Source organism: Desulfarculaceae bacterium, assembly GCA_020444545.1.
In the GTDB taxonomy this organism is placed as follows: Bacteria; Desulfobacterota; Desulfarculia; order Desulfarculales; family Desulfarculaceae; genus Desulfoferula.
Genome location: JAHLKT010000003.1, coordinates 205836 through 228845, shown reverse-complemented (window position 1 = coordinate 228845; position 23010 = coordinate 205836). Strand labels below are relative to the sequence as shown.

Genomic DNA, 23010 nt, shown 5'->3' with positions numbered 1-23010 from the left:
ATTATCCTTCTCGCAGATTCGCAACCTTGCTTGAACATCTGAAGGATGTCCGGCTGCGGCTGGAAACAAGGTTACTTGCGCGGCCTTTGGGCAGGCCGCCGCACACGGGAGGGAATCATGTCCAAAAAGTTCATGGTGCTAGTTCTGGCAGCAGCGTTGATGGCGGCATTCACCATCACTGCCCTGCCGGCGGCCGCGGCGGAGGAGATCAAGCTTACCTACTCTTGCTTCTTCCCGCCCAGCCACATCCAGTCCAAATTGGCCGACGCCTGGTGCAAAGAGGTCGAGAAGCGCACCAAGGGCAAGGTGAAGGTGCAATACTTCCCCGGCCAGACCCTTACCAAGGCCAAGCAGGTCTATGACGGCACGGTCCAGGGCATGAGCGACCTGGGCTTCTGCCTGTTCGCCTACAACCGGGGCCGCTTCCCCCTGATGGAGGTGGTGGACCTGCCCCTGGGCTACAAGAGCGGCAAGGCGGCCACCCAGGTGGCCAACGCGGTCTATGAGAAGTTCAAGCCCAAGGAGCTGGACGACGTCCAGGTGATGTACCTCCACGCTCATGGGCCAGGACTGCTGCACACCAAGGACAAGCCGGTCACCAAGATGGAGGACCTTAAGGGCCTCAAGATCCGCTCCCACGGCACCACCGCCAAGGTGGTCGAGGCCCTGGGCGGCACCCCGGTGGCCATGCCCATGCCCGAGCTCTACCAGGCCCTGCAACGCGGCGTGGTGGACGGCGGCATGTACCCGGTGGAGACCAACAAGGGCTGGCGCATGGCCGAGGTGGTCAAGTACTGCACCCAGAACTACGCCAACGCCTACACCACCACCTTCTACGTAGTGATGAACAAGGACAAGTGGAACTCCCTGCCCAAGGACGTGCAGGAGACCATCATCCAGATCAACAAGGAATGGATCCCCAAGCACGGCGCGGCCTGGGACAAGTCCGACCAAGTTGGTCGCGAGTTCATGCTCAAGAAGGGACGCAAGTTCCTGTCGCTGACCCCCGAAGAGGCGGCTCGCTGGAAAAAGGCCACCGACCCGGTGCTGGGCGAGTACGTCAAGCAGACCAGCGCCAAGGGCGTTCCCGCCAAGGAGGCCCTGGAGTACACCCAGAAGAAGCTGGCCGAAGTCAACAAGTAGTCATCCATCCGGAGGGCGGCCCGCGCGGCCGCCCTCCCTCAATTCTTGGGGAGGGGTCGGGAGTCAACCATGGACAAGGCTGTGGATCAGCTAATCAACCTGCTTAAACGCATCGGGGGCATCGCCCTCACGGGGATGATGGTCATCACCTGTGTGGACGTCATCTTCCGCGCCTTCGATCACCCCATCTTCGGGGCGGTGGAGATCGTGAGCTTCATGGCCACCCTGGTGCTGGCCTGCGCCATGCCGCTTACCGACCACGAGCACGGCCACGTGGGCGTGGACCTGTTCGTCAGGAAGTTCAAACCGCGCACCCAGGCCTGGTACAGCGGCATCGGCAACCTGGTGGCCGGCACCCTGTTCGGCCTGGTTTGCTGGCAGATGTTCCTCTACGGCAACACGGTCAAGGATTCCGGCGAGGTCTCCATGAGCCTCCAGTTCCCGGACTACGTCCTCATCTACGCGGTGGCGGTGGCCTTCGGGGTGCTCAGCCTGGTCATTTTCAACGACAGCGTGAACTACCTGAAAAAGGCGGCCGGCAAATGAGCCCCACCGTAATCGGCGTCATCGGCATCCTGGTCCTGATCGTGGTCATCTTCTCCCGCATGCCCGTGGCCTACGTCATGACCCTGGTGGGCTTCGTGGGCTTCGCGGTGCAGGTGAACCCCGAGGCGGCCCTCAAGCTCCTGGCCCGCGACTTTTACAGCGTCTACAGTTCCTACGGGCTGACCATCATTCCCCTGTTCATCTTCATGGGCCAGATCGCCTTCAACGCGGGCATCAGCCGGCGCTTGTACGATTCGGCCTATAAGATGGTGGGCTGCTACCGGGGCGGCCTGGCCACGGCCACGGTCTGCGCCTGCACCGCCTTCGGCGCGGTGTGCGGCTCCTCGCCGGCCACCGCCGCCACCATGGCCACGGTGGGCCTGCCCGAGATGAAGCGCTACGGCTACGGCGACGAGCTGGCCACCGGCTCGGTGGCCTCGGGCGGCGGGCTGGGCATGCTCATGCCCCCCAGCGTGGTGCTCATCGTCTACGGCATCCTCACCGAGCAGTCCATCGGCAAGCTGTTCGTGGCCGGCATCATGCCCGCCGTGTTCATCACCTTCATGTTCGCGGTGGCGGTGTGGGTCTACTGCTACTTCGCGCCCCAGCAGGGCCCGGCCTGCTCTGCCTTCACCTGGCGCGAGCGCCTGCTCTCGCTGAGCGAGACCGGCGAGACCATGCTGGTGTTCCTGCTGGTCATGGGCGGTCTCTTCGCCGGGGTCTTCACCCCCACCGAGGCCGGCGCGGTGGGCGCGGCGGCGGTGTGCCTGGTGGCCCTGGTGCGGCGCCAGCTCACCTGGGCGGGCTTCAAGAAGAGCATCTACGAGACGCTGCGCACCTCGTGCATGGTGCTGCTCTTGGTGGCCGGGGCCACGGTCTTCGGCCACTTCCTGGCGGTCACCCGCATCACCTTCGACGTGGCCGAATGGGTGGCCGCGCTGAACATGCCCGACTTCATGGTGGTGGCCATGATCGTGCTGGTCTACCTGATCGGCGGCTGTTTCATCGACGCCCTGGCCCTGATCATGCTGACCATCCCCATCTTCTATCCCATCATCATGGACCTGGGCTACGACCCGGTCTGGTTCGGGGTGATCATCGTGCTGGTCACCCAGATGGGGGTCATCACCCCTCCGGTGGGCATTAACGTCTACGTGGTCAACGGCATCGCCCAGGACGTTCCCCTGGAGAAGATTTTCAAGGGCGCGCTGCCCTTCCTGCTGGCCCTCATCGTGGGCACCGGCTTCATCGTGTTGTTCCCACAGATCGCCCTGTGGCTACCCAACTTAATGTATTGACCCCGGGAGCGGCCATGCCTGACCAGAGCCCCTATTGGAATCCGTACCTGGAGACCATGCCCCTGGAGCTTCTCCGGGCGGCTCAGCTCGCCCGCTTCAAGAAGCTGGTCGCCTGGGCCTGGAACAACTCCTCCTGGTACCGCGAATTCTACGCCCAAGCCGGCCTGGAGCCGGGAGACATAAAGACCTGGGACGACGTGCGCCGGGTGCCCCAGGTGGACAAGGCTTCGCTAAAGGGCGCCCAGGAGCAGGAGCCCTTCCCCTACGGCAGCCGCCTGTGCGTGCCCTTGGAGCAAGTTGCCGAGTTCCGCCAGACCTCGGGCACCACCGGCACCCCGGTGTACCAGGCCGACACCTGGCAGGACTGGGAGTGGTGGGCCGAGGCCTGGAGCTACATTCTCTGGTCCCAGGGCTACCGCCCCCACGACCGGGTGTTCATCCCCTTTGGCTACAACATCTTCGTTGCCTTCTGGGCGGGCCACTACGCCTGCGAGAAGATCGGCTGCGAGGTGGTGCCCGGCGGGGTGTTGGACACGGCCTCCCGGGTGCTCAAGGTTCAGGAGCTTAAGGCCACGGCCATGATGGGCACGCCCACCTACATGCTCAACATGGCCGACGTGGCCAAGAACAAGCTGGGCCTGGAGCCCGCCGAGATGAGCATCCAGCGCATCACCTGCGCGGGGGAGCCGGGGGCCAGCATCCCCAGCACCAAGCAGCGCATCGAAAACGTGTGGGGAGCCAAGCTCTTCGACCACGCCGGGGCCACCGAGATAGGGGCCTGGAGCTTCGAGTGCGCCGAGCAGCCCGGCGGCATGCATGTGAACGAGGCGCTGTTCCTGGTGGAGATTGAGGACCCGGTGACCGGCGAGCTCATCGAGGAGCCGGGCAAAAAGGGCAAGATGATCATCACCGCCCTGGACCGCCAGGCCCAGCCCTGCATCCGTTTCGACTCCAAGGACATCATCGAGTGGGACCCCGATCCCTGTCCCTGCGGCCGGACCTTCCGGCTGATCAAGGGCGGGGTGCAGGGCCGGGCGGACGACATCACCAAGGTCAAGGGGGTGCTTCTTTCGCCCTCGGCCATCGAGGAGGTGGTGCGCGGCTTCGACGCCTTGGCCGACGAGTACGAGGTGGTGGTGGAGCGCCTGGGCGACAGCGAGCGCCTCACCCTGAAGATCGAGTTCGCCGACCCGGCCGCCGGCGGCCAGGAGGAGACCCTGGCCTCGCTCAAAAACGAGCTTCGCCTCAAGACCAACCTGGGATACGCTATAGAGGTGCACCCCCTGGGCAGCCTGACGCGTTACGAAGTCAAGGCGCGGCGCTTCAAGGACCTGCGTCCCAAGCACTAGACCCGAAGGGGGATGAGCATGGACAACAAGACTCTCAACGCCCTCCAAGACCGGGCCCGCCGTTTGGGGCGGGAGCTGGAGGCTCTGAGCCGCGAGGCCGGCGATTTTCCGGCCATGACCCGCAACACCGAGCGCATCCGGGCCAGCCTGGCCATGATCTGCATGGGCCTGGGGCTCACCGCCTCGGGAGAGCCGGTCGAGACGCAGCCGGAGGATTAGCAGCCGCGCGGCCCGGGCGGGAGGGGCAAGGATGGCCCGGCCATGTGGCATCGTTCGGTTTGTTGCAAGGATTGCCCCGACTCCTGCGGCCTGTTGGCCAAGGTTGAGCACGGCCGCATAACCGCGGTCAAGGGCGACCCGGAGCACCCTTACACCCAAGGCTTTCTCTGCCGCAAGGCGGGGCACTTCCCCGCCCATGTGCACAACCCCGGACGCATAACCACCCCCCTCAAGCGCAGCGGGCCCAAGGGTTCGGGGCAGTTCCAGCCCATCTCCTGGGACGAGGCCCTGGGCGAGGTGGCCGCCCGCCTGGGCGACATCGCCGCCCAACACGGCTCCGAGGCCATCCTGCCTTATTCCTACGCGGGCAGCATGGGCCTGGTGCAGCGCCACGCGGGCCACGCCCTGTTCCACAAGATGGGGGCCAGCCGCCTGCTCTACACCATTTGCAGCCCGGCGGCCTCGGCGGGCGTCAGCGCGGGGCTGGGCTCCGGCCCCAGCACGGACCTCGAATACGCCGCGTTTTCGGACTACATCCTCATCTGGGGCTCCAACACCCTCACCACCAATTTGCACGCCTGGCCCTGGTTCCAAAAAGCCAAGAAGGCCGGGGCCAAGATCGTGGTGATCGACCCCTACCGCAACCGCACCGCGCAAGAAGCGGACCAGCACCTCATGCTCAAGACGGGCTCGGACGCGGCCTTGGCTCTGGGGATGATGCAGGTGCTGATCAGCGAGGGGCTCGTCGACCGCGCATACGTCGATGAGCACACCGTGGGCTTCGAGGCCCTGGCCGCCCGCGCGGCGGAGTACCCGCCCTCGCGCGCGGCCGAGCTCACCGGCCTGAGCGAGGAGGTCATCACCCAGGTGGCCCGGGAATACGGCAAGGCCCGCGCGCCCTACATCCGCACCGGCTGCGGCCCGGCCCGCCAGCTGGCCGGAGGCATGGCCATGCGGGCCATCGCGCTCTTGCCCGCGTTGGTGGGGGCCTTTGCCAAAAAGGGTGGCGGCCTCACCCGCTCCCTGGGCGGTTCGCCCGCCAACCTGAACGCCCTGCTGCGGCCCGACCTCTGCCCGCCCGGCCTCCGTTCGGTGAACATGGTGCGCCTGGGCGAGGCGCTCACCAGCCTGGAAGACCCGCCCATCAAGGCGCTCTACGTGTACCTGTGCAACCCGGCGGCGGTGGCTCCCCAGTCGCGCGCGGTGATGGCCGGCCTGGCCCGCGAGGACCTGTTCACCGTGGTGCACGAGATGTTTCTCACCGACAGCGCCCGCATGGCCGACATCATCCTGCCCGGGGCCAGCTCCTTCGAGGTCACGGACCTGTACCGCGCCTATGGCCACAACTACCTGCAAATCGCCCGGCCGGTGATTCCGCCGGTGGGCGACAGCCGCCCCATGCTGGGCATCTTCCAGGAGCTGGCCCAGCGCCTGGGCTTTACGGACGAGGTGTTCAGCCACGACGAGGACTGGTTCATGCGAGCCTTCCTGGCCGAGCCTGAGCCAGGCCTGGAGGGGGTGGACATGGACGCCCTGTGGCGGGGAGAGCCGGTGCGCCTGAACATCCCGGCCAACCCCTACGCCGAGGGCTTCAAGACCCCCTCGGGCAAGGTGGAGCTTTACAGCCAAACCCTGGCCGAGCAGGGGCTGGACCCCCTGCCCAGCGGCGAGATGGTGCGCGATCCCGGCGGCGCGGACTACCCCCTGGAGCTGATCACCCCTCCCCATCACCTGATGCTCAATTCGGCCTTCAACGAGATCGAGGCCCTGCGCACCGAAGCCGGGCGGCCGGTGGTGATGATCCACCCCAGCGCCGCCGCCCCTCGCGGCATCCGCGACGGCCAGGAGGTGGTGGTGTTCAACCAGCGGGGCGAGTGCCGCCTGTGGGCCCAAATCACCGAGGACACCCGCCCCGAGCTGCTGGTTCTGGAGGGCATCCACTGGCCCCGGTTCTTCGCCGCCGGCGGAGCCAACCAGCTCACCAGCCAGCGCCTGACCGACATGGGCAATACCTGCGCCTTCCATTGCAACGCGGTGGAGATCAGCCCGGCCTAAATCCCACGGCCGTGATAAAGTGTTCCTCTGTTTTTAATAGGAGCACCGCATGAACTATCCCAGCATGATCCCTCTGCGCAGCCGCCGCATTGCTCCCCAGGTGGAGGAGGTTCCCGCCGAGGTGGAGCGCGGCCTGAGCGCCCTGGACCTGGGCGCCAAGATAAAGCCCGGAGCCCGCATCGCCATCACCGCGGGCAGCCGGGGCGTGCGCGACATGGTCCCGGCCATCGCGGCGGTGGCCGCCCACCTCAAGGCCCTGGGGGCCGAGCCCTACGTGGCCCCGGCCATGGGCAGCCACGGCGGGGGCAGCGCCGAGGGCCAGAAGGCCATGCTGGCCGAGCTGGGCATCACCCTGGATACGGTGGGTGCGCCCATCCAGGCCTCCATGGAGGTGGAGGAGCTGGGCCTCAACCGCATGGGCCGTCCGGTCTTGATCGGCACGGACTTCACCTCGGCCGACGGCGTGGTGGTGGTCAACCGGGTGAAGCCGCACACCAGCTTTCGGGGCAAGGTGGAGAGCGGGCTGTGCAAGATGCTCACCATCGGGGCGGGCAAGCACGCCGGGGCCAAGATGGCCCACGCCCAGTTCTACCGCTTCGGTTTCGAGGCGGTGATCATGGCCATCATCGAGGTGATCCTGGAGCGCCTGCCGCTCTTGGCCGGGGTGGGCCTGGTGGAGAACCACCAGGAGCGCACCGCCGAGGTGCGGGTCTGCGCGCCCGAGCGTTTTATCGAAAGCGACGCCGAGCTGCTTATCCGCGCCCGCGAGCTCATGGGCCGGGTGCCCTTCAGCGACGTGGATCTCTTGATCGTGGACGAGATGGGCAAGAACATCAGCGGGGCGGGCATGGACTCCAACGTAGTCGGCCGGGTGATGAACCAGGTGAGTCCCGAGCCCGACGAGATCCAGTTCCGGCGCATCTACGTGCGCGACCTCACCGACCAGAGCCTGGGCAACGCGGTGGGGGTGGGCGCGGCCGACTTCGTGCACCAGCGCCTGGCCGCCAAGATCGACTCCCACAAGACCCGGGTGAACTGCCTGACCGCCGCGGTGCCCGAAAAGGGCCGGGTGCCCTTCACCTACGACCGCGACGACGAGGCCATCGCCGACGCCCTGAACAGCGTGGGCCTGGAGGACACCGCCCAGGCGCGGGTGGTGTGGATCAAGAACACCCTGGAGCTGGAGCGCATGTTCATCTCCCCGGCCCTGGCCGCCGAGGCCGCCGAGCTGGGCGAGCTGGCCGGCGAGGGCCCGGAGCAGGCCATGCCCTTTGACGAGCGGGGCAACCTGCCTTTCGGGCTCCTGGAGCCCTAGAACCAATTCGTCTGATTGTCACCGGCCGGGCTTGAAGCGCGGCGGCCAGGATGTATTATTGAAACTGAACGCGGCGCCCGGTATCCGGGAGCCGCGTCTTTGACCCATACCTCAGGCGATTCGGGCGTGTTGTTCATGGCTGGCTCCCGCATACAAATACCGGAAAAGGCGCGGCTGCTGGGCCTTCTGCGCTCAACTCGCTTCAACGTGCCGCCTTTTCTCTACATGCCGGCCGAGGATTTCGAGAACGAGACCTTCGAGGCCTTGGAGAAGTTCCTGGGCCAGCACTGCCCGGACTACAAGGTCATCGCCCGCTCCTGCCACCCCCAGGAGGCCAATTACAAGGGCGGCACCTTCGAGTCCCTGGAGACCTACGCCGACGTGGGCGGGGTGCTCTACGCCCGCAAGCGCATCATCAAGGCCGCCGGCACCGCCAAGCGCCTGAGCATCATGCGCCAGCAAAAGTTCCAGCACTCCCCGGAGCTGGACATGGACGAGCTGGGGCTGATCGTGATGCCCTTCATCGAGGGCACCAACGTAATGGCCAAGATGCTGGGCGACCAGTGGGAGTTCGGCTACTGCCGCAACCGGGCGCAGCGGGTGCAGAGCGAGCCCTACATCACCAAGACCCCCCACGACCGCAAGCTGCTCAAGCTCTCCGAGGCCATCCAGCAGCAGCTCGGCTTCGCCTGCGAGATCGAGTACGTCATCGGCCCGGACGGGGTGATCCACGTGGTGCAGGCCACCGACATCTCCAAGCTGGACACCCTGGAGTTCAAGGAGCGGGAGCGGTCCGTGGTCCTGGACGGGCTGGACCGCATCCGGCGGCGGCGCAACTACCGCGAGCGCCCCATCTACCTCATGGACAGCCAGGAACGCTACCTCCGGATCATCGGCCGCTGCGAGGACATGATCCACGGCGAGGGCGCCACCCCCGAGGGCGTGGAGGAGGTGGTGGGCATGGTGCGCTCCTTTAAGCGCGAGATGGAGCGCTTCGCCCTGAGCTACGAGCGTTTCGGGGTGCTGGGCCTGTCCATCGAGGTGCCCGAGGAGCTCTACCAGGTGGCCAACCACTACCTGGACGACACCCCGGAGCTGCAAGCCAAGCTGAGCCGGGCGCTCTACGCCAACCTTTACGAGGTGGACCAGTTCCTCTCCGAGGCCGACACCCTCATCTGCCAGGGCCGCTTCCACCGCAACCTGTGCAGCCACGACGCCTACGGGGTATCCACGGTGCGCAACCCCCTGTGGACCGCCTATTGGAGCGCCGCGCGCAACGCCGAGGTGGTGGCCGCCTTCCGCGACTTCGGCTATTCCACCGGCGACTACGTGGGCATCGAGGTGGACGAGCAGAACGTGCCCACGGTCTTCCACCTCTAGACCCGCTTCCACCAAAAAAAGAAGGCCTCATCCTTTCCCGCTTGGGGCGTTTTTGTGACATACTTAGCCAGACTATTCACCATGGCTGAGGGCATCCGAGGCTGGGGCCGCCCTTCCGGGGCGGCGGTCGCGCGGCGGCCGGGCTCCCGGGCCTTCCGGCGGGCGGGGGAGAGACATTCTCGATGAGCGACAACCACGACGAGCTGCGGCGCCTGTCCCTGGACTTCCTGGCCCAGGTGACCGCCAACGCCACCCATGAGATAAAAAACGAGCTGGCGGTGATGAACGAGCAGAGCCATCTGCTCCAGGAGTTCCTGGTCATGGCCGATAAGGGCAGGCCGGTGGACCCGGCCCGCCTGCACACCCTGGTGGAGCGCATCATCGCGCGGGTGGGCCAGGCCGACGAGGTGGTCAAGCGGCTCAACGCCTTTGCCCACTCGGCCGACCTGAAGCCCGGCGCCCTGCGCGCCGAGGGGCTTTTGCCCCTGACCCTGGAGATGTTCGCCCGCCGGGCCGCCCTCAAGGGCATCACGGTGGAAACGGGCTCGGACAACATCGACCTGCCGCCCTGGGCGGACATGTTCCTCCTGGAAGCGGCCATGTGGTACTGCCTGGTGAGCGCCTCCGAGGCGGCGGACAAGGGAGCGGTGCTCCGGGCGGGCCTGGAAAGGAACGACGAGGGCCTGGTGTTTTGGCTGCGCGGCGAGTTCAACCGCGAGCCCGAACCGCCTCAGGCGGCCATTCTTGAGGCCATGGGCGCGGCCTTCAGCGCGGACCGGCAAGAACTGCGCCTTAGCCTGCTCAAGTAAAAAAGGTTATAATCGGAAGAAAACGGGGTGCCGGGGGACCGCCCCAGAGCCAGCGAGGAGATGAAATGCTGCAGCCTAACGTGTTGATCGTGGATGATGAGCCCGAATTCCTGGAGACCGTGGCCGAGCGGCTGGCCAACCGTGGTTTCAGCGTGGAGACCGCCCAAAACGGGGCCGCGGCTCTGGAAAAGATCAGCAATCAGATCTTCGACGCCATCGTGCTGGACCTGATGATGCCCGAGATCGACGGCATGGAAACCCTCAAGCGGGCCCTGACCAAGAAACCCGATTTGCAGATCATCCTGCTCACCGGCCACGCCACCCTGCAAACCGGCATCGAGGCCATCAAGCTGGGCGCCCTGGATTTCATGGAAAAACCGGCTGATATCGACGCCCTGGCCGCCAAGATCAACGAGGGCCGCGAGCGGCGCATAGAGATGGACGAGCAGGTCAGGGAAAACGCGGTGCGCGCCGCCCTGCAAAAGTACGGCTGGTAGCGGCTTAGTTCAATTAATACGATAGCTTGGTTGGGCCCTCCGTCCCCGGGACGGCGGGCTCCAACTCTTTGGTGACCGCCTGGGCCCCATCCGGTAAGATGTCCTGGCCTTCTCTTGATGCCCGGCGCAGGTTCCCCGGCGCGGCGTTTCCCGCCCCGCGCCCGCGCCGCAACCGCCACAATCTCACCCGGCCGTCCCGCCCGGCGGGCCCGGCTTTTTGGCAGGCGCTTTGTACAAAAGGCGTAAGTTCTCGACCCAGGTGTCGCCCTACGGCTGTTTTCCCACCGCGGTGGTCAATGCTTTCCACTACATGGAGCTGACCCCGCCGGACCCGGAGCAGTTGGTGGCCCGCAGCCAGTGCGAGGTGCTCCGGGGCCGCATTGACAAGGTCAAGCTCCTGAGGAGCGTCCGGGGCCTGCACTTCCGCCGGGCCGAGGCCAAGGAAGTGCTAAAGGGCGCGGGCATCATCACCTATTGCACCCGGCGCTACACCAACCATTCCGCCTTTTTTTTCCGCGGCAACGGCCATGCCTACGCGGTCAACTCCAATATGGAGACCTCGGCCCTGGTGGAGGTGGTGACCATCCGCCGCTTCCTGGAGGAATACGCCACCGACCTGGCCAAGTACCAGCACTGGAAGCTGGTATAGCGAGCTTGAATTGCTGCGTAATCAACCCATAGCCCCCGCCCGGGCCCGCCGCGCCGCCGCTGCCCGGGCCCTGTGGGAAGAGCACCGGGCCGCCCTGGCCGGGGAGCCGGATATCGCCCGCCTGTTGGGCGAGTATCACCAGGCCATCCTGCGCTCTCAGGGCCTGATGCGCTCGGAGAATGCCTTCGAGGCCTGCGCCATCTGCGCCGGGGAGGACGGCGGGGCCTCCTGCTGCTTTGCCGGGGCCGAGGAATGGTACGGCGAACTGCTGCTTCTGATCAACCTGATGCTGGGGGCCGAGTTCCCCGGCGAGGACGACGGGGGCCAGGACTGCTTTTTCAACAGCCCCGCCGGCTGCCGCCTCACCGCCCACTTCGCCATCTGCCTGAACTTCTTTTGCCCCGAGCTCTGCGAGCGCCTGGGCGAGGAGCGCCTGGCCGAGCTGCGCCGAGTCATCGGCCGGGAGCTGAACGCCGGGGAGGCCCTGGAAGGGGCCCTGTTGCGCTGGTTCCGGGCGCGGGGAACGGCCGTCTCCCTCTAGCCCTTCGCCCCCCATCTTGTTCCCTCGTGCCCGCATGTGCTACAAAGAGGCGTCACCGGCTCGCGCCGAACAGCTTTCGCGCGGGCCAAGCGGCGCGGCAGAGATTATCAGCCTGATCTCCCATCCCCAGGCCGCGCCGTAAAGTTTTCCCGGCGGATTCGCATACCTGCCATCGATCGTGCTCCATCCTCCGTCCGCCCGCGGGCGGTCCGCCGGAGCCCCAGCCCCATCCGTGCCTTTTTTGCAGCAGGGAGCGAGGCTCATGCGATCCACGGCTGCCAGACCCGGACCGACCCCGGAGGGGCGCCATGCCTGATTCGGGCGCGCCGGTCCCCACCGCGATCACGGCCCTGGCGCCCTGGCCGGAGGCCTATCCCTTCACCCCCTACGGCCGCTTTTTGGCCTGGCTCAAGAACAACCAGGACGAGATCATCGACGAGTGGGTGGAGCGCCTGGGCCAGCTTTCCCCCGCCTATCGCCGCCGCCCCACCGCCGAACTCTACGGCACGGTGATCAATGCCTTCCGGGCCAACGCCCTGGCCCTGGAAAACGGCGACCTGGGCCAGATCGAGCGCTTCATCGACTACATCACCCAAAAGCGCCTGCAAGCCGGCTTCCCCCTGTCCGACGTGCAGCGGGCTTTCGAGCTTTTCCGCGAGATCGTGGTGGCCCGGCTGTGCGCCCCGGCCCTCAGCGACCTGCTGGCCGAGAGCGTGCCCCAGATCAACGCCTGCCTGGCCTACACCATCCACCGCTTCTCCGACTACTTCCAGAAGATGCACGAGCGCTCCCTGCGCCGCCACGCGGCCAACCTGGAGCGCAAGGTGCGCACCCGCACCGCGGAGTTGGCCGAGAGCGAGAAGCGCTACAAGACCCTGGTCAACGAGATCAACGACGGCTACTTCGTGGTGCAGGGCGAGCGCATCGTTTTCGCCAACCGCGCCTTCTGCGCCATGCACGGGGCCAGCGAGGAAGGGGTGCTGGGCCGCCCCTTCTTCCATTTCGTGGCCCCGGCCGACCGCCAGCGGGTCATGGAGGCGCTGTGGGAGGCCCTGGCCAAGCGCGCGCCCGAGGGCCAGCTGGAATACTCCCGCTCCGGCCGCTCCCCGGAGGAGGCGGTCACCGAGATCCGCTACAAGGTGGTGGACCTGGGGCAGGGGCCGGTGACCATCGGCATCTGCCGCGACATCAGCCAGCGGGTGGCCATGGAGGCCACCATCCGTGAGCACGAGCGCATGGCCTACGTGGGCCATGTGGCCGCCAGCCTGTCGCACGAGATAAGAAACCCCCTGTCCACCTGCACCCTGAACATGATGATCTTGAACGACAAGCTGGACCTGAGCGGTTTCGACCGCCGCCGCCTGGAGATCACCGTCCGCGAGCTCACCCGACTGGAGGAGATCCTCAAGCAGCTGTTGGACCTGGCCCGGCCCTTGAGCCTGGAGACCGAGGCGGTGGGCCTGGGCGCGGTGGCCGAGGACTGCGTGGACCTGTTGGCCGGCAAGGTGGCCGAAAAGGGCATAAGCCTGCGCCAGCGCCATGCCCCGGACATGCCCCCGGTCATGGGCGACGCGGCCCGCATCGAGCAGGCGCTACTCAACCTGCTGCTCAACGCCATCGAGTCGGTGGACGCGGGCGGACGCATCATGGTCTGGACCCGCCGGTTCCAAGACCAGCAGGGCGCCTGGGCCGAGCTGGGGGTGCACGACAACGGGCCGGGCATCTCCCCCAAGGTGCGGGCCGGGCTCTTCGCGCCATTCGCCACCAACAAGGCCCAGGGCACCGGCCTGGGACTGAGCAACGTAAAGCGGGTGGTGGAGGCCCATGACGGCCGGGTGGTGGTCAAGAGCCGCCCCGGCCTGGGGGCCACCTTCGCCCTGAGGCTGCCATGCCGGCAATGACCGAGATACTGCTCATCGAGGACGACGACTCCCTGCGCGAGTCCCTGGAAATGTTTCTCCAGGAGCGGGGCCAGGCGGTGAAAAGCGCGCCCACCGGCCAAAAGGGCCTGTCCCTGTGGCGCGAGCTGAACCCCCAGGTGATTATCCTGGACGTGAACCTGCCCGATGTCTCGGGCCTGGAGCTCCTGCCCCGCATCACCCGCCAGGACCCCGAGGTCAAGGTGATCGTGATCACCGCCTTCCACGACATGGAGACCACCATCGAGGCCATGCGCCTGGGGGCCTACGACTATATCAGGAAGCCCCTCAAGGCCGGGGACCTGGGCCGCGCGGTGGACAAGGCCCTGCACATCGCGGCGGCCACCCGCCAGAGCCAGCCGGTGGTGGACGACGGCCACAAGCCGGACCCGCGCAACCGCATCATCGGCGATACCCCCCAGATGCACGCCATCTTCAAGACCATCGGCCTGCTTTCGCGCAACCAGGCCTCGGTCTTGGTCCAGGGCGAGACCGGCTGCGGCAAGGAGCTCATCGCCCGGGTGATCCACGACTCCTCGCCCAACCGGGACCAGCCCTTTGTCACCGTGGACTGCACCACCCTGGTGGAGAACCTCTTGGAGTCCGAGCTCTTCGGCCACGAGCGCGGCGCCTTCACCGGCGCGGTGGAGAGCAAGAAGGGCCGCCTGGAGCTGGCCGGCCGGGGCACCATCTTCTTCGACGAGATCGGCGATTTGCCGCTCAACCTCCAGGCCAAGCTCTTGCGCTTTCTGGAGTACCGCGAGTTCATCCCCGTGGGCGGCACCACCCCCCGCCGCTCCCAGGCCCGCATCATCGCGGCCACCAACCAGGACCTGGAGGCCATGGCCGCGTCCAAGCGCTTTCGGCAAGACCTCTTGTTCCGGCTCAAGGTGGTGGGCATCGCGGTGCCGCCTTTGCGCCATCGTTTGGCCGACCTGCCGGACCTGGTGCAGTTCTTTCTGTTCTCCATCAACCAGGACCTGAACCTCAACGTGACCCGGGTGGAGGAGGCGGCCCTGGAGCGGCTCAAGGCCCACCCTTGGCCGGGCAACGTCCGCGAGCTGAGAAACGTGCTCACCAAGGCGGCCATGGAATCCCGCGGCGCGGTGCTCCTGGCCGAGGCGGTGGAGGCGGCCCTGGACGACGCGGGCGGCGCGGCCCCCGGGCCGGGCGGAATGCGCACCCTGGACGAGATGGAAAAAGAGCACATCCTCACCACCCTCAACCAGACCGACTGGAACATCTCGGCCACGGCCCGCGCCCTGGGGGTTTCGCGCCCCACCCTGCGCAAGCGCATGGCCCGCTACTCTTTCAAGCGCCCGGTGTAGCCCCGGGGGCTGGAAACATCCTTGGCACGCCCCTGGTAAATAGCTTTCTGGCGCCTGGGCCTCCCGGCCATGCCCCGCTCGGGGCCCATCTTGAATTTGTCAGCGATTAAAGCGAATTAGGCCGGAGAGCCCCGCCGGGAAGGCCCTGGTATGGTGCTTGCAGCGTATCCACTGGGACCGCTTTAGCTCCAGCCTGTGAGTGGCCATGGATCGCGTCGGCACTTTGCATCAAGCCCGCAGAGAATACATCCAAAAGGTGTTGGCCCATACCAAGGGCGACCTGGAACAGGCGAGCCGCATCCTGGGCATTACCCCGGCGACTTTGCGCGGCATCTTGCGAGAACAACCTGCCTCGCCGGACACGGAACTTAACCAGACCGAGTCGACACTCAAAGAGGGGTATGAGCATGACCAGAAAAGTTAGGTTGTTCGTGGTGGCGCTTTCCCTGCTGGCGCTGTTGCTGCCGGCGGGAGGCGCCTTGGCGGCCAAGCCGATCGTGATCGGCGCGCCCTTGTCTACCGCCTTCCTCTACGGCTGGGACGCGGAGCGGGCCATGAAGCTGGCCGTGGAGGAGATCAACGCGGCCGGCGGCGTGAAGGTGGGCGGCGAAATGCGTCCCTTCGAGCTGGACGTGATCGACACCCGCGACCTGGAGCCCGGGGTGCCGGTGAGCGAGGCGCTCCTGGCGGTGGAAAAGCTGATCCTGGAAAAGCACGCCGACTTCATCGTGGGCGGACCGGTGCGCTCCGAGGCGGCCCTGGCGGCCATGGCCCTGCTGAGCAAGCACAAGAAGATTTCCATCCTCACCACCGGGTCCCTGACCCCCAAGTATCACGCCGTGGTGGGCAAGAACCCCGAGAAGTTCAAGTATCTCTTCCGCATCTCCGGCGAGGCCAAGTGGATGGTGCTGGGTGAGCTGGTGCCCTGCCTCATGGACATCGGCAAGCAGTTCAAGCTGGACAAGCTCTACATCATGGTGCAGGACGTGGCCCACGCCCGCACCGGCGGCAAGATTCTGAAAAAGGTGATGGGCAAGAAGGGTTGGAAGGTTCTGGCCGACCCGGTGGTCTACCCCACCGGCTCCACCGATTTCTCCATGGGCCTGTTGGACGCCAAAAAGAAGGGCGCCCAGGTCATCATCATCTGGATGGACATGCCCGAGAGCGCCATCCTGCTCAAGCAGTGGTATGACATGAAGGTGCCCGCGCTGCCCTTCGGCACCATCATCGCCGCCGCCGAGCAGCCCGGCTTCTGGAAGGCCACCGACGGCAAGGGCGAGTACTGCCTGGCCAACGTGGTCAACGCGGGCAACGCTCCCTCCGACGCCACTCCCTGGACCATGAAGTTCGTCAAGGCCTACCAGAAGAAGTACGGCATGGAGCCCGAGGGCTACGGCACCTCCAGCTCCTACATGGCGGTGTACGTGCTCAAAAACGCCATCGAGCGCGCCGGCAGCCTGGACCCGGACAAGGTGGTGGCCGCGTTGAAGGCCACCGACATGATGGGCGTGTACGGCCGCATCCGCTTCGATCCCAAGACCAACCAGATCATCCCCAGCCTGGACCCCAAGGAAGGCGCGGTGGGCACCGTGTTCCAGTGGCAGAAGGGCAAGCGCGTGGTGGTGTTCCCGCCCAAGATCGCCACCGGCAAGATCCTGCTGCCTCCCTGGATGAAGGCCGGCAAGTAGGCGTAGTCCGAATCCATTCCGACCTGGCGGACCGGCCGGGCAGCTCCCTGTTCCGGCCGGTCCGCCCCCTCACCACGGACTACGAGGCTTAAGCGATGGACATAATTATCTACGGCATCATCAACAGCGCCACCCTGGCCCTGATGGCCCTGGGCTTCACCCTGGTCTACGGGGTCAGCCGCCTGCCCAACTTCGCCCATGGCGCGCTCTACGTTCTGGCCGGGTACATCTGTTGGATACTTCTGCACAAGCTGGGCCTGCCCTACGTGCTGGCCATAGCCTTGTCCCTGGCCTTTTTGGCCGTGGTGGGCGGGGCCATGTACTCCTTCATCCTGGTGCGCATCCGGGGCATGTCCATCAGCGAGATCATCGCCTCCTACGCCATCGGCCTGGCCATTCTGGAAGGCCTGCGCTGGGGCGGCCTCAAGGGCGGCACCTTCACCCTGGACTCCTTCGTGGAAGGCAGCGTGGACATCTTCGGGGTGACGGTGGACTACCAGCGCCTATTGGTGGTCGGCCTGGGGGCGGTGCTGGTGGGGCTCTTGTACTTTTTCGTCAATCGCACCCGCCTGGGCCTGGCTTTGAAGGGCATGGCCCAGGACGAGCGCGCCGCCCTTACCCTGGGCATAGACTCCGACCGCATGGCCATCGCCTCCATGGCCCTGGGCTCGCTGAGCGCGGCGGTGGCCGCCATCATTCTGCTGCCCCTGGGGAGCATCGTGGTGGAGGCGGGCTATCACGTGTTGATCATGGCCGTGGCGGTGTGCATCGTCGGCGGCCTGGGCTCCTGGACCGGAGCCATCCTGGCCGCGTTCGTCATCGGCTTCGCCCAGATCCTCACCACCGTCTATCTGGGGGCGCACTTCTCGGTGGTGGTGGCCCTGGTGGCCATCATCCTCACCCTGATCATCAAGCCCTCGGGGTTGTTCGGCAAACAAAAAGAACTGGAAGAGAGGGTCTAGCCCATGGCCAAGCAACATGAGCAAAGGCGCCGGGAACGGCTGGACCGCGGCATCAAGGTGCGCTCCGACGGGGTCTACGCGGTGGGCTCCTGGCGGGAGATGATGTTCCTCTTGGGCCCGCGCCTGCTGTTGATCGTGGGTCTGTTGGCCATGCCCCTGATCCTGGGCGGCGTGCCCTACTGGCAGAAGGTGCTCACCATCATCTGCATCTACGCCCTGCTGGCCATCGGCTTCGACTTCCTGGCCCATTACGTGGGCCTGGTCAGCCTGGGCGGGGCGCTCTACATCGGGGTGGGGGCCTATGTCTCGGCCCTTTTGAACACCGAGTTCGGCCTGCCCATCTGGGTCACCATCCCCGCGGCCACGGTCTTGGGCGGGGCGCTGTGCACCCTGCTGCTCTGGCCCTGCCTGCCGCTTCGGGGGGTGTACTTCGCCATCGTCAGCCTGATGTTTCCCCTGCTGGCCGCGCGGGTCATCGAGGCCCTGGACGTCTTCGGCGGCACCGACGGCGTCATGGGCCTGGACGGCTTCCCCAACAAGTGGGTCGAGATGTACGTGGTGATCATCTGCATGCTCTTGGCCTTGTTCGCCCTCAGGCGCCTGGTCAACGCGGACATGGGCCTGGTCTTCAGGGGGGTCAAGGACAACGACCAGGCGGTGAAGGCCTCGGGCATCAACATCACCTACTACAAGGCCATCGGGGTGTTCATCGCCGCCTCCCTGGGCTGCCTGGGCGGGGCGGTGTTGGCCCACATCTACATGTGGGCGGGCATCAGCCAGTTCGCCCTGGACTTTTCCATCATCCCCATCGCGGCCACGGTGGTGGGCGGCGGCGGCACCCTGGCCGGGCCGGTTATCGGCTGCCTGATCCTGGTGCCGGTCAGCGAATTGCTCCGGGACTTCGGAACCCTGCGCATCGCGGTCTACGCCCTCATCCTCATGGCCTTCATCGTGTTCAAGAGCGAGGGGCTGATGAGCTACGGGTCGCGCAAGTACAACCAGTTCGAACATTGGGTGGAGATATAGCGCCGTGGCCGAGTCAATCCTATCCGTACGCGACGTGAACAAGACCTTCGGCGGGGTCAAGGCGCTCACCGAAGTCAGCTTCGATCTGGCCCCGGGAGACATCCTGGGGGTGATCGGGCCCAACGGCAGCGGCAAGACCACCCTGGTCAACGCCATCAGCGGGTTCGTGAAGGCCGACAGCGGCGAGGTCATCTACAAGGGCAAGAACATCATGGGCCTGGCCCCGCACAAGATCGCCGACCGGGGCCTGACCCGCACCTTCCAGGTGATGCGCCCCTACTACAGCCTGCCCGCCTACAAGAACCTCATCGTGCCCATGTTCAGCCGGCGGGCCCGGCGTACCGGGGGCTGGCGGGGTGGCGGGCGCATGGGATCGCGCGACACGGTGGCCGTGGACATCCTGGAGGAGATCGGCTTTGAGCGCGAGTCCTACGTGCCTTACAAGACGGCCTCCAGCCTGCCCACCGGCTACTTGAAGCGCCTGGAGCTGGCCCGCTGCCTGGCCCTCCGGCCCGAGATCATCATCTGCGACGAGGTCTTCTCCGGCCTGTCCATGAGCGAGATGGCCTCCATGGTGCCCTTGATGGAAAAGCTCCAGATGGAGGGCATCACCCTGATCATGGTGGAGCACCGCCTGCGCGAGCTGTTCCGCCTGGCCAACCGGGTCATGGTGCTCAACTTCGGGGCCAAGATCTGCGAGGGCACGGCCGACGAGGTGATGGCCAACAAGGAGGTCAAGGAGGCCTACTTCGGCTCCGAGGAGGTATACAGCTATGTTTGAAGCCTTGGGGCTAATGGTCTTCTACGAGAACATGCTGGCGCTCAACAACGTCAGCCTGACCTGCGGAGACAACCAGATCGTCGGGGTCTTCGGGGCCAACAGCGCGGGCAAGTCCACCCTGATGTACACCCTGAGCGGCATCATGGAGGACATCGCCAAGAAGGAGCGCATGGCCGGGGGAGAGCGCATCACCATCCGGGGCGACATCAACTATCTGGGCAAGGACATCAGCCACGCCAAGCCCGCCGCCCGGGCCAAGGCGGGCATCATCCTCTGCCCCGAGCGGCGGCGCATCTTCCCGGAAAGCTCGGTCATGGAAAACCTGCGCATCGCGGGCTACCTGGCCACCTCGGCCCAGGCCGAGGAGACCCTGGAGTACGTGTTCAAGACCTTCCCGCCGCTGACCAAGATCATCCACCGCCTGGGCGGCTTCCTCTCCGGCGGCGAGCAGCAGATGCTGGCCATCGGCCGGGCGCTCATGGCCCAGCCCAAGCTGCTCCTCTTGGACGAGCCGCTCTTGGGCCTGTCGCCGGCCATCCAATACTGGCTGGCCAAGAGCATCAAGGAGATCGCCGAGGAAAGGGGGGTGGCCATCATCGTGGCCGAGCAGTACGCCCGGCCCATCATGCCCATCATCGACTACGGCTACATCCTGGAGAACGGCTCGGCGGTGATCGAGGGAGGCAAGGACGAGCTGATGAACAACCCCGACGTCAAGTCGGCCTACTTCGGAGCGTGAGCCCATGGCCGACTATCGCAGCGAACTGAGCTTCACCCGCTTCGAGGAAGCGGCGGCCAAGTATCCCGCCAATACGGCCATCCTGTTCCTGGGCCAGCGCATCAGCTACGCCAAGCTCAAGGATATGGTGGACCGCTTCGCCACGGGGCTTACCCAACGGGGCATCGCCAAGGGCGACCGGGTGCTGTTGTATCTGTCCAACAGCCCCCAGCTGGTCATCGCCTGGCTGGGTTGCCAAAAGATCGGCGCGGTGGTGGTGTTGGTCTCGCCGATCTACACCAGCCACGAGATCGCCTACATGGTCGAGGACTCGGATGCCCGGGCCATCGTGTGCCACGACACCAACTACGGCTATGTCAGCGAGATCCTGGAGGGCAGCAGCCTGGAGCTGGTCATCGTCACCAGCCTGTTGGACCTGGTCTCGCCCTTAAAGCGGGTGGTGGCGGCCATGTTCGACAAGGCGCCCACCGGCACGGTGAAGGGCGGCGAGGAAACGGTGTGGTTCAAGAAGATCCTCTCCGCCCCGCCCGACCCGCCCCAGGTGGATCTGGACCCGGTGGAGGACCTCTCCTACATCCTCTACACCGGCGGCACCACCGGCTTCCCCAAGGGCGTGCCGGGCAACCACTGGGGCCACTGCTCCTACGTGGCCGACGTGATGGACCAGGTGCTGGCCGGGCACGTGTTGCCGGGCAAGGACTCCTACATCGCCATCAACCCCCTGTTCCACATCATGGCCCTGGGCCTATTCATGGCCGTGGGGCTCAACCTGGGCAACACCACGGTCTTGATGCCCCAGCCCCAGGTGGACGCCATCCTGGACAGCATCCAGCGCTACAAGGTGCGATGGATGCTGGGAGTGCCCGCGCTATACCGCATGATCCTGGAGAACGACCGCCAGCACTTCTACGACCTCAGTTCGCTGAAGTACTGCTACTGCGGCGGCGATGTGCTGCCCCGGGAGGTGTTGGCCCGCTGGAAAGAGCGGGTGGGGGTGCCCATCTACCAGGTCTACGGCTCCACCGAGGCGGGTCACGTGAGTTACAGCCGCATCGACGCGGGCGAGCCCGAGCCCATGAGCATCGGCGAGCCCCTGGCCAGCCGCGAGGTCAAGCTGGTGGACCCCGAATCCTTGCAAGCATCGCCGGTGGGCGAGCTGGGCGAGCTGCTGGTGACCAGCGCCTTCGCGGTGAAGAACTACCTGAACAAGCCCGAGGAGACCGCCGCCGCCTTCGTGGAGATCGAGGGCGTCGTCTACTACCGCACCGGCGACTACCTTAAGATGAATGAGAGCGGCCAGCTGTTCTATGTGGAGCGCTCGGCTGATATCCTGAAGCACAAGGGCTATAGGGTCAGCGCCTCGGAGATCGAGGCGGTGTTGCAAGATCACCCCATCGTGGTGGGGGCCTGCGTGGTGGGCGTGCCGGATAAGAAAGTCGGCGAGCGCATCAAGGCCATCGTGGTGATGAAGGAGGACGCCAAGGGAGTGGGGGCCACCGAGCTCATCCGCTTCTGCCGCGACCGCCTGGCGCCTTACAAGGTGCCGTCCTATATCGAGTTCCGGGACATGCTGCCCAAGTCCAAGGTGGGCAAGCTCCTCAGGCGCGAGATCCGCGACGAGGAGCGCCGCCGTTTAGAAAAAGAGAAGCGGGCCAGTTAACCCAGGGAGGGACGAGCGTGGAATTTCAAGATGTGCTTCAAGGGCGGCGCAGCGTGCGCGCCTTCAGCGAGGCCCCGGTGAGCGACGAGACAGTGGCCGAGCTGATCCAGGCCGCCACCTGGGCCCCCAGCCCGCTGCATTTGCAGCCCTGGTCCTTTGTGGTGGTGCGCGGGGCCGAGGCCAAGGGCAAGATCAAGTCGGTGTGCGAGGCGGCCAAACAGGCGGTGATCGACGCCGAAGGGCCGGACTGGGTGAATAAGTACGGCTTCGGTTTTCTGGACCAGGCCCCGGTGATCGTGGTGGTCTTCGCCGATCCCAAAAAGGGCGGCCTGGGCGGCTACTTCAACCAGCCCCTGGGCGCCTTGCAGGGCGCTTCGGCCGCAGTGCAGAACCTCATGCTGGCCGCGGCCGAAAAGGGCCTGGGCAGCCTGTGGCTCACCTTCTTCGACCCCGACGCCCTGGCCAGCGCACTGGGGGCGCCCCAAGGCCTGCAAGTGGCCGGGGTGATTCCCTTGGGCGTGCCCGCCGGCGAGGTGAAGGCCCCGCCCCGCAAGGCGCCCAAGGTGTTCTCGGAGGCTTACGACCAGTAAGCAACCCGGGTCCGCCCCGGTGGATTTTCTGGGCCTGCCCCCAGGGGCGGGCCCTTTCTTTTGGCGCGCATGGTGTTATGCTGAGGCCTGGCCGCCGTCCCTCAACATAAGGAGTAGCCATGTCCCAGGAAAAGCGCGCCCTGTGGGTCGAGTTCGCGCCCGACACCCTGCCGTCCACCGATCAGATGCGGGCCCTGTTCTTGGCCTCCTATCCGGTGTTCAACGACATGGACCCGGTGGAGTACAAGTGCTGGTGGGTGGAGCAGGAGGCGGGCCGCTGGGGCGCGCTCTACGTGTTCCGCTCCGTGGCCGAGCTGGATGAATACCTCGCCTCGGACCGCTGGAACAAGGTGATCCCCGAGAAGTACGGCTGCGTGCCCACCTGGCGAGTCATGGAGGTGGGGTGCATCGTGTCCAAGGCGCTTATTCGCCAGGGCGAGGGCTCCTGGCTCAGCGACTAGGCCGTGCCGGTGCTAACAATGCGCCGGGCTTTGTTATAAAATAAGGCAGGTCCGC

At 65.9% G+C, this 23010-nt stretch carries 23 protein-coding genes; all 23 read left to right on the top strand.

Annotation, left to right across the window (positions count from 1 at the left end; all coding sequences use genetic code 11):
• The first annotated feature begins 159 nt into the window (after window positions 1-159).
• The 23 genes from KQH53_09450 to KQH53_09340 all read left to right on the top strand — a co-directional run bounded on the left by KQH53_09450 (window position 160) and on the right by KQH53_09340 (window position 22955).
• Entirely contained in the window at window positions 160-1143 is a 984-nt protein-coding gene (locus KQH53_09450; GenBank protein ID MCB2226891.1) for a TRAP transporter substrate-binding protein, read from the top strand.
• 69 nt (window positions 1144-1212) lie between these two features.
• Window positions 1213-1689: a TRAP transporter small permease gene (locus KQH53_09445; protein ID MCB2226890.1), complete on the top strand. Its 477-nt coding sequence runs from the start codon at window positions 1213-1215 to the stop codon at window positions 1687-1689.
• Complete coding sequence (locus tag KQH53_09440; protein MCB2226889.1) at window positions 1686-2987, top strand: TRAP transporter large permease; 1302 nt, start codon at window positions 1686-1688, stop codon at window positions 2985-2987. The genes KQH53_09445 and KQH53_09440 overlap by 4 nt, the downstream gene beginning before the upstream one ends.
• A gap of 14 nt (window positions 2988-3001) precedes the next feature.
• On the top strand, window positions 3002-4336 hold the full coding sequence (locus KQH53_09435) for a hypothetical protein (GenBank protein MCB2226888.1): 1335 nt from the start codon (window positions 3002-3004) through the stop codon (window positions 4334-4336).
• Window positions 4337-4354: 18 nt separating this feature from the next.
• Window positions 4355-4555 (top strand): hypothetical protein, encoded by a 201-nt coding sequence (locus tag KQH53_09430; protein ID MCB2226887.1) that lies wholly within the window; start codon window positions 4355-4357, stop codon window positions 4553-4555.
• 42 nt (window positions 4556-4597) lie between these two features.
• A complete protein-coding gene (locus tag KQH53_09425; GenBank protein MCB2226886.1) occupies window positions 4598-6610 on the top strand; it encodes a molybdopterin-dependent oxidoreductase in 2013 nt (670 codons plus the stop codon).
• Window positions 6611-6659: 49 nt separating this feature from the next.
• A complete protein-coding gene (locus KQH53_09420; GenBank protein MCB2226885.1) occupies window positions 6660-7925 on the top strand; it encodes a hypothetical protein in 1266 nt (421 codons plus the stop codon).
• Window positions 7926-8024: 99 nt separating this feature from the next.
• Window positions 8025-9305: a hypothetical protein gene (locus tag KQH53_09415; GenBank protein ID MCB2226884.1), complete on the top strand. Its 1281-nt coding sequence runs from the start codon at window positions 8025-8027 to the stop codon at window positions 9303-9305.
• 182 nt (window positions 9306-9487) lie between these two features.
• Window positions 9488-10114: a hypothetical protein gene (locus KQH53_09410; GenBank protein MCB2226883.1), complete on the top strand. Its 627-nt coding sequence runs from the start codon at window positions 9488-9490 to the stop codon at window positions 10112-10114.
• A gap of 65 nt (window positions 10115-10179) precedes the next feature.
• Complete coding sequence (locus KQH53_09405; protein ID MCB2226882.1) at window positions 10180-10611, top strand: response regulator; 432 nt, start codon at window positions 10180-10182, stop codon at window positions 10609-10611.
• 229 nt (window positions 10612-10840) lie between these two features.
• Window positions 10841-11260: a hypothetical protein gene (locus KQH53_09400; protein MCB2226881.1), complete on the top strand. Its 420-nt coding sequence runs from the start codon at window positions 10841-10843 to the stop codon at window positions 11258-11260.
• Window positions 11261-11270: 10 nt separating this feature from the next.
• Window positions 11271-11801, top strand: coding sequence for a hypothetical protein (locus tag KQH53_09395; protein MCB2226880.1), 531 nt, complete (start codon window positions 11271-11273; stop codon window positions 11799-11801).
• 308 nt (window positions 11802-12109) lie between these two features.
• Window positions 12110-13702, top strand: coding sequence for a PAS domain S-box protein (locus KQH53_09390; GenBank protein ID MCB2226879.1), 1593 nt, complete (start codon window positions 12110-12112; stop codon window positions 13700-13702).
• Window positions 13690-15048, top strand: a complete 1359-nt coding sequence (locus KQH53_09385; protein MCB2226878.1) for a sigma-54 dependent transcriptional regulator — start codon at window positions 13690-13692, stop codon at window positions 15046-15048. Before KQH53_09390 ends, KQH53_09385 begins: the two co-directional genes overlap by 13 nt.
• A 205-nt stretch (window positions 15049-15253) precedes the next feature.
• A complete protein-coding gene (locus tag KQH53_09380; protein ID MCB2226877.1) occupies window positions 15254-15472 on the top strand; it encodes a helix-turn-helix domain-containing protein in 219 nt (72 codons plus the stop codon).
• On the top strand, window positions 15456-16736 hold the full coding sequence (locus KQH53_09375; GenBank protein MCB2226876.1) for an ABC transporter substrate-binding protein: 1281 nt from the start codon (window positions 15456-15458) through the stop codon (window positions 16734-16736). Before KQH53_09380 ends, KQH53_09375 begins: the two co-directional genes overlap by 17 nt.
• Window positions 16737-16831: 95 nt before the next feature.
• Window positions 16832-17698 (top strand): branched-chain amino acid ABC transporter permease, encoded by an 867-nt coding sequence (locus KQH53_09370; GenBank protein MCB2226875.1) that lies wholly within the window; start codon window positions 16832-16834, stop codon window positions 17696-17698.
• 3 nt (window positions 17699-17701) lie between these two features.
• Window positions 17702-18724, top strand: coding sequence for a branched-chain amino acid ABC transporter permease (locus tag KQH53_09365; GenBank protein MCB2226874.1), 1023 nt, complete (start codon window positions 17702-17704; stop codon window positions 18722-18724).
• Window positions 18725-18728: 4 nt separating this feature from the next.
• A complete protein-coding gene (locus tag KQH53_09360; protein ID MCB2226873.1) occupies window positions 18729-19505 on the top strand; it encodes an ATP-binding cassette domain-containing protein in 777 nt (258 codons plus the stop codon).
• On the top strand, window positions 19498-20244 hold the full coding sequence (locus KQH53_09355) for an ATP-binding cassette domain-containing protein (protein ID MCB2226872.1): 747 nt from the start codon (window positions 19498-19500) through the stop codon (window positions 20242-20244). The genes KQH53_09360 and KQH53_09355 overlap by 8 nt, the downstream gene beginning before the upstream one ends.
• Window positions 20245-20248: 4 nt before the next feature.
• A complete protein-coding gene (locus tag KQH53_09350) occupies window positions 20249-21904 on the top strand; it encodes an AMP-binding protein (GenBank protein ID MCB2226871.1) in 1656 nt (551 codons plus the stop codon).
• Window positions 21905-21921: 17 nt separating this feature from the next.
• The gene (locus tag KQH53_09345) at window positions 21922-22494 is read left to right on the top strand and encodes a nitroreductase family protein (GenBank protein MCB2226870.1); all 573 of its coding nucleotides are present in this window, start codon (window positions 21922-21924) and stop codon (window positions 22492-22494) included.
• A 119-nt stretch (window positions 22495-22613) separates the two neighbouring features.
• The gene (locus KQH53_09340; GenBank protein MCB2226869.1) at window positions 22614-22955 is read left to right on the top strand and encodes a hypothetical protein; all 342 of its coding nucleotides are present in this window, start codon (window positions 22614-22616) and stop codon (window positions 22953-22955) included.
• The last annotated feature ends 55 nt before the right edge of the window (window positions 22956-23010 follow it).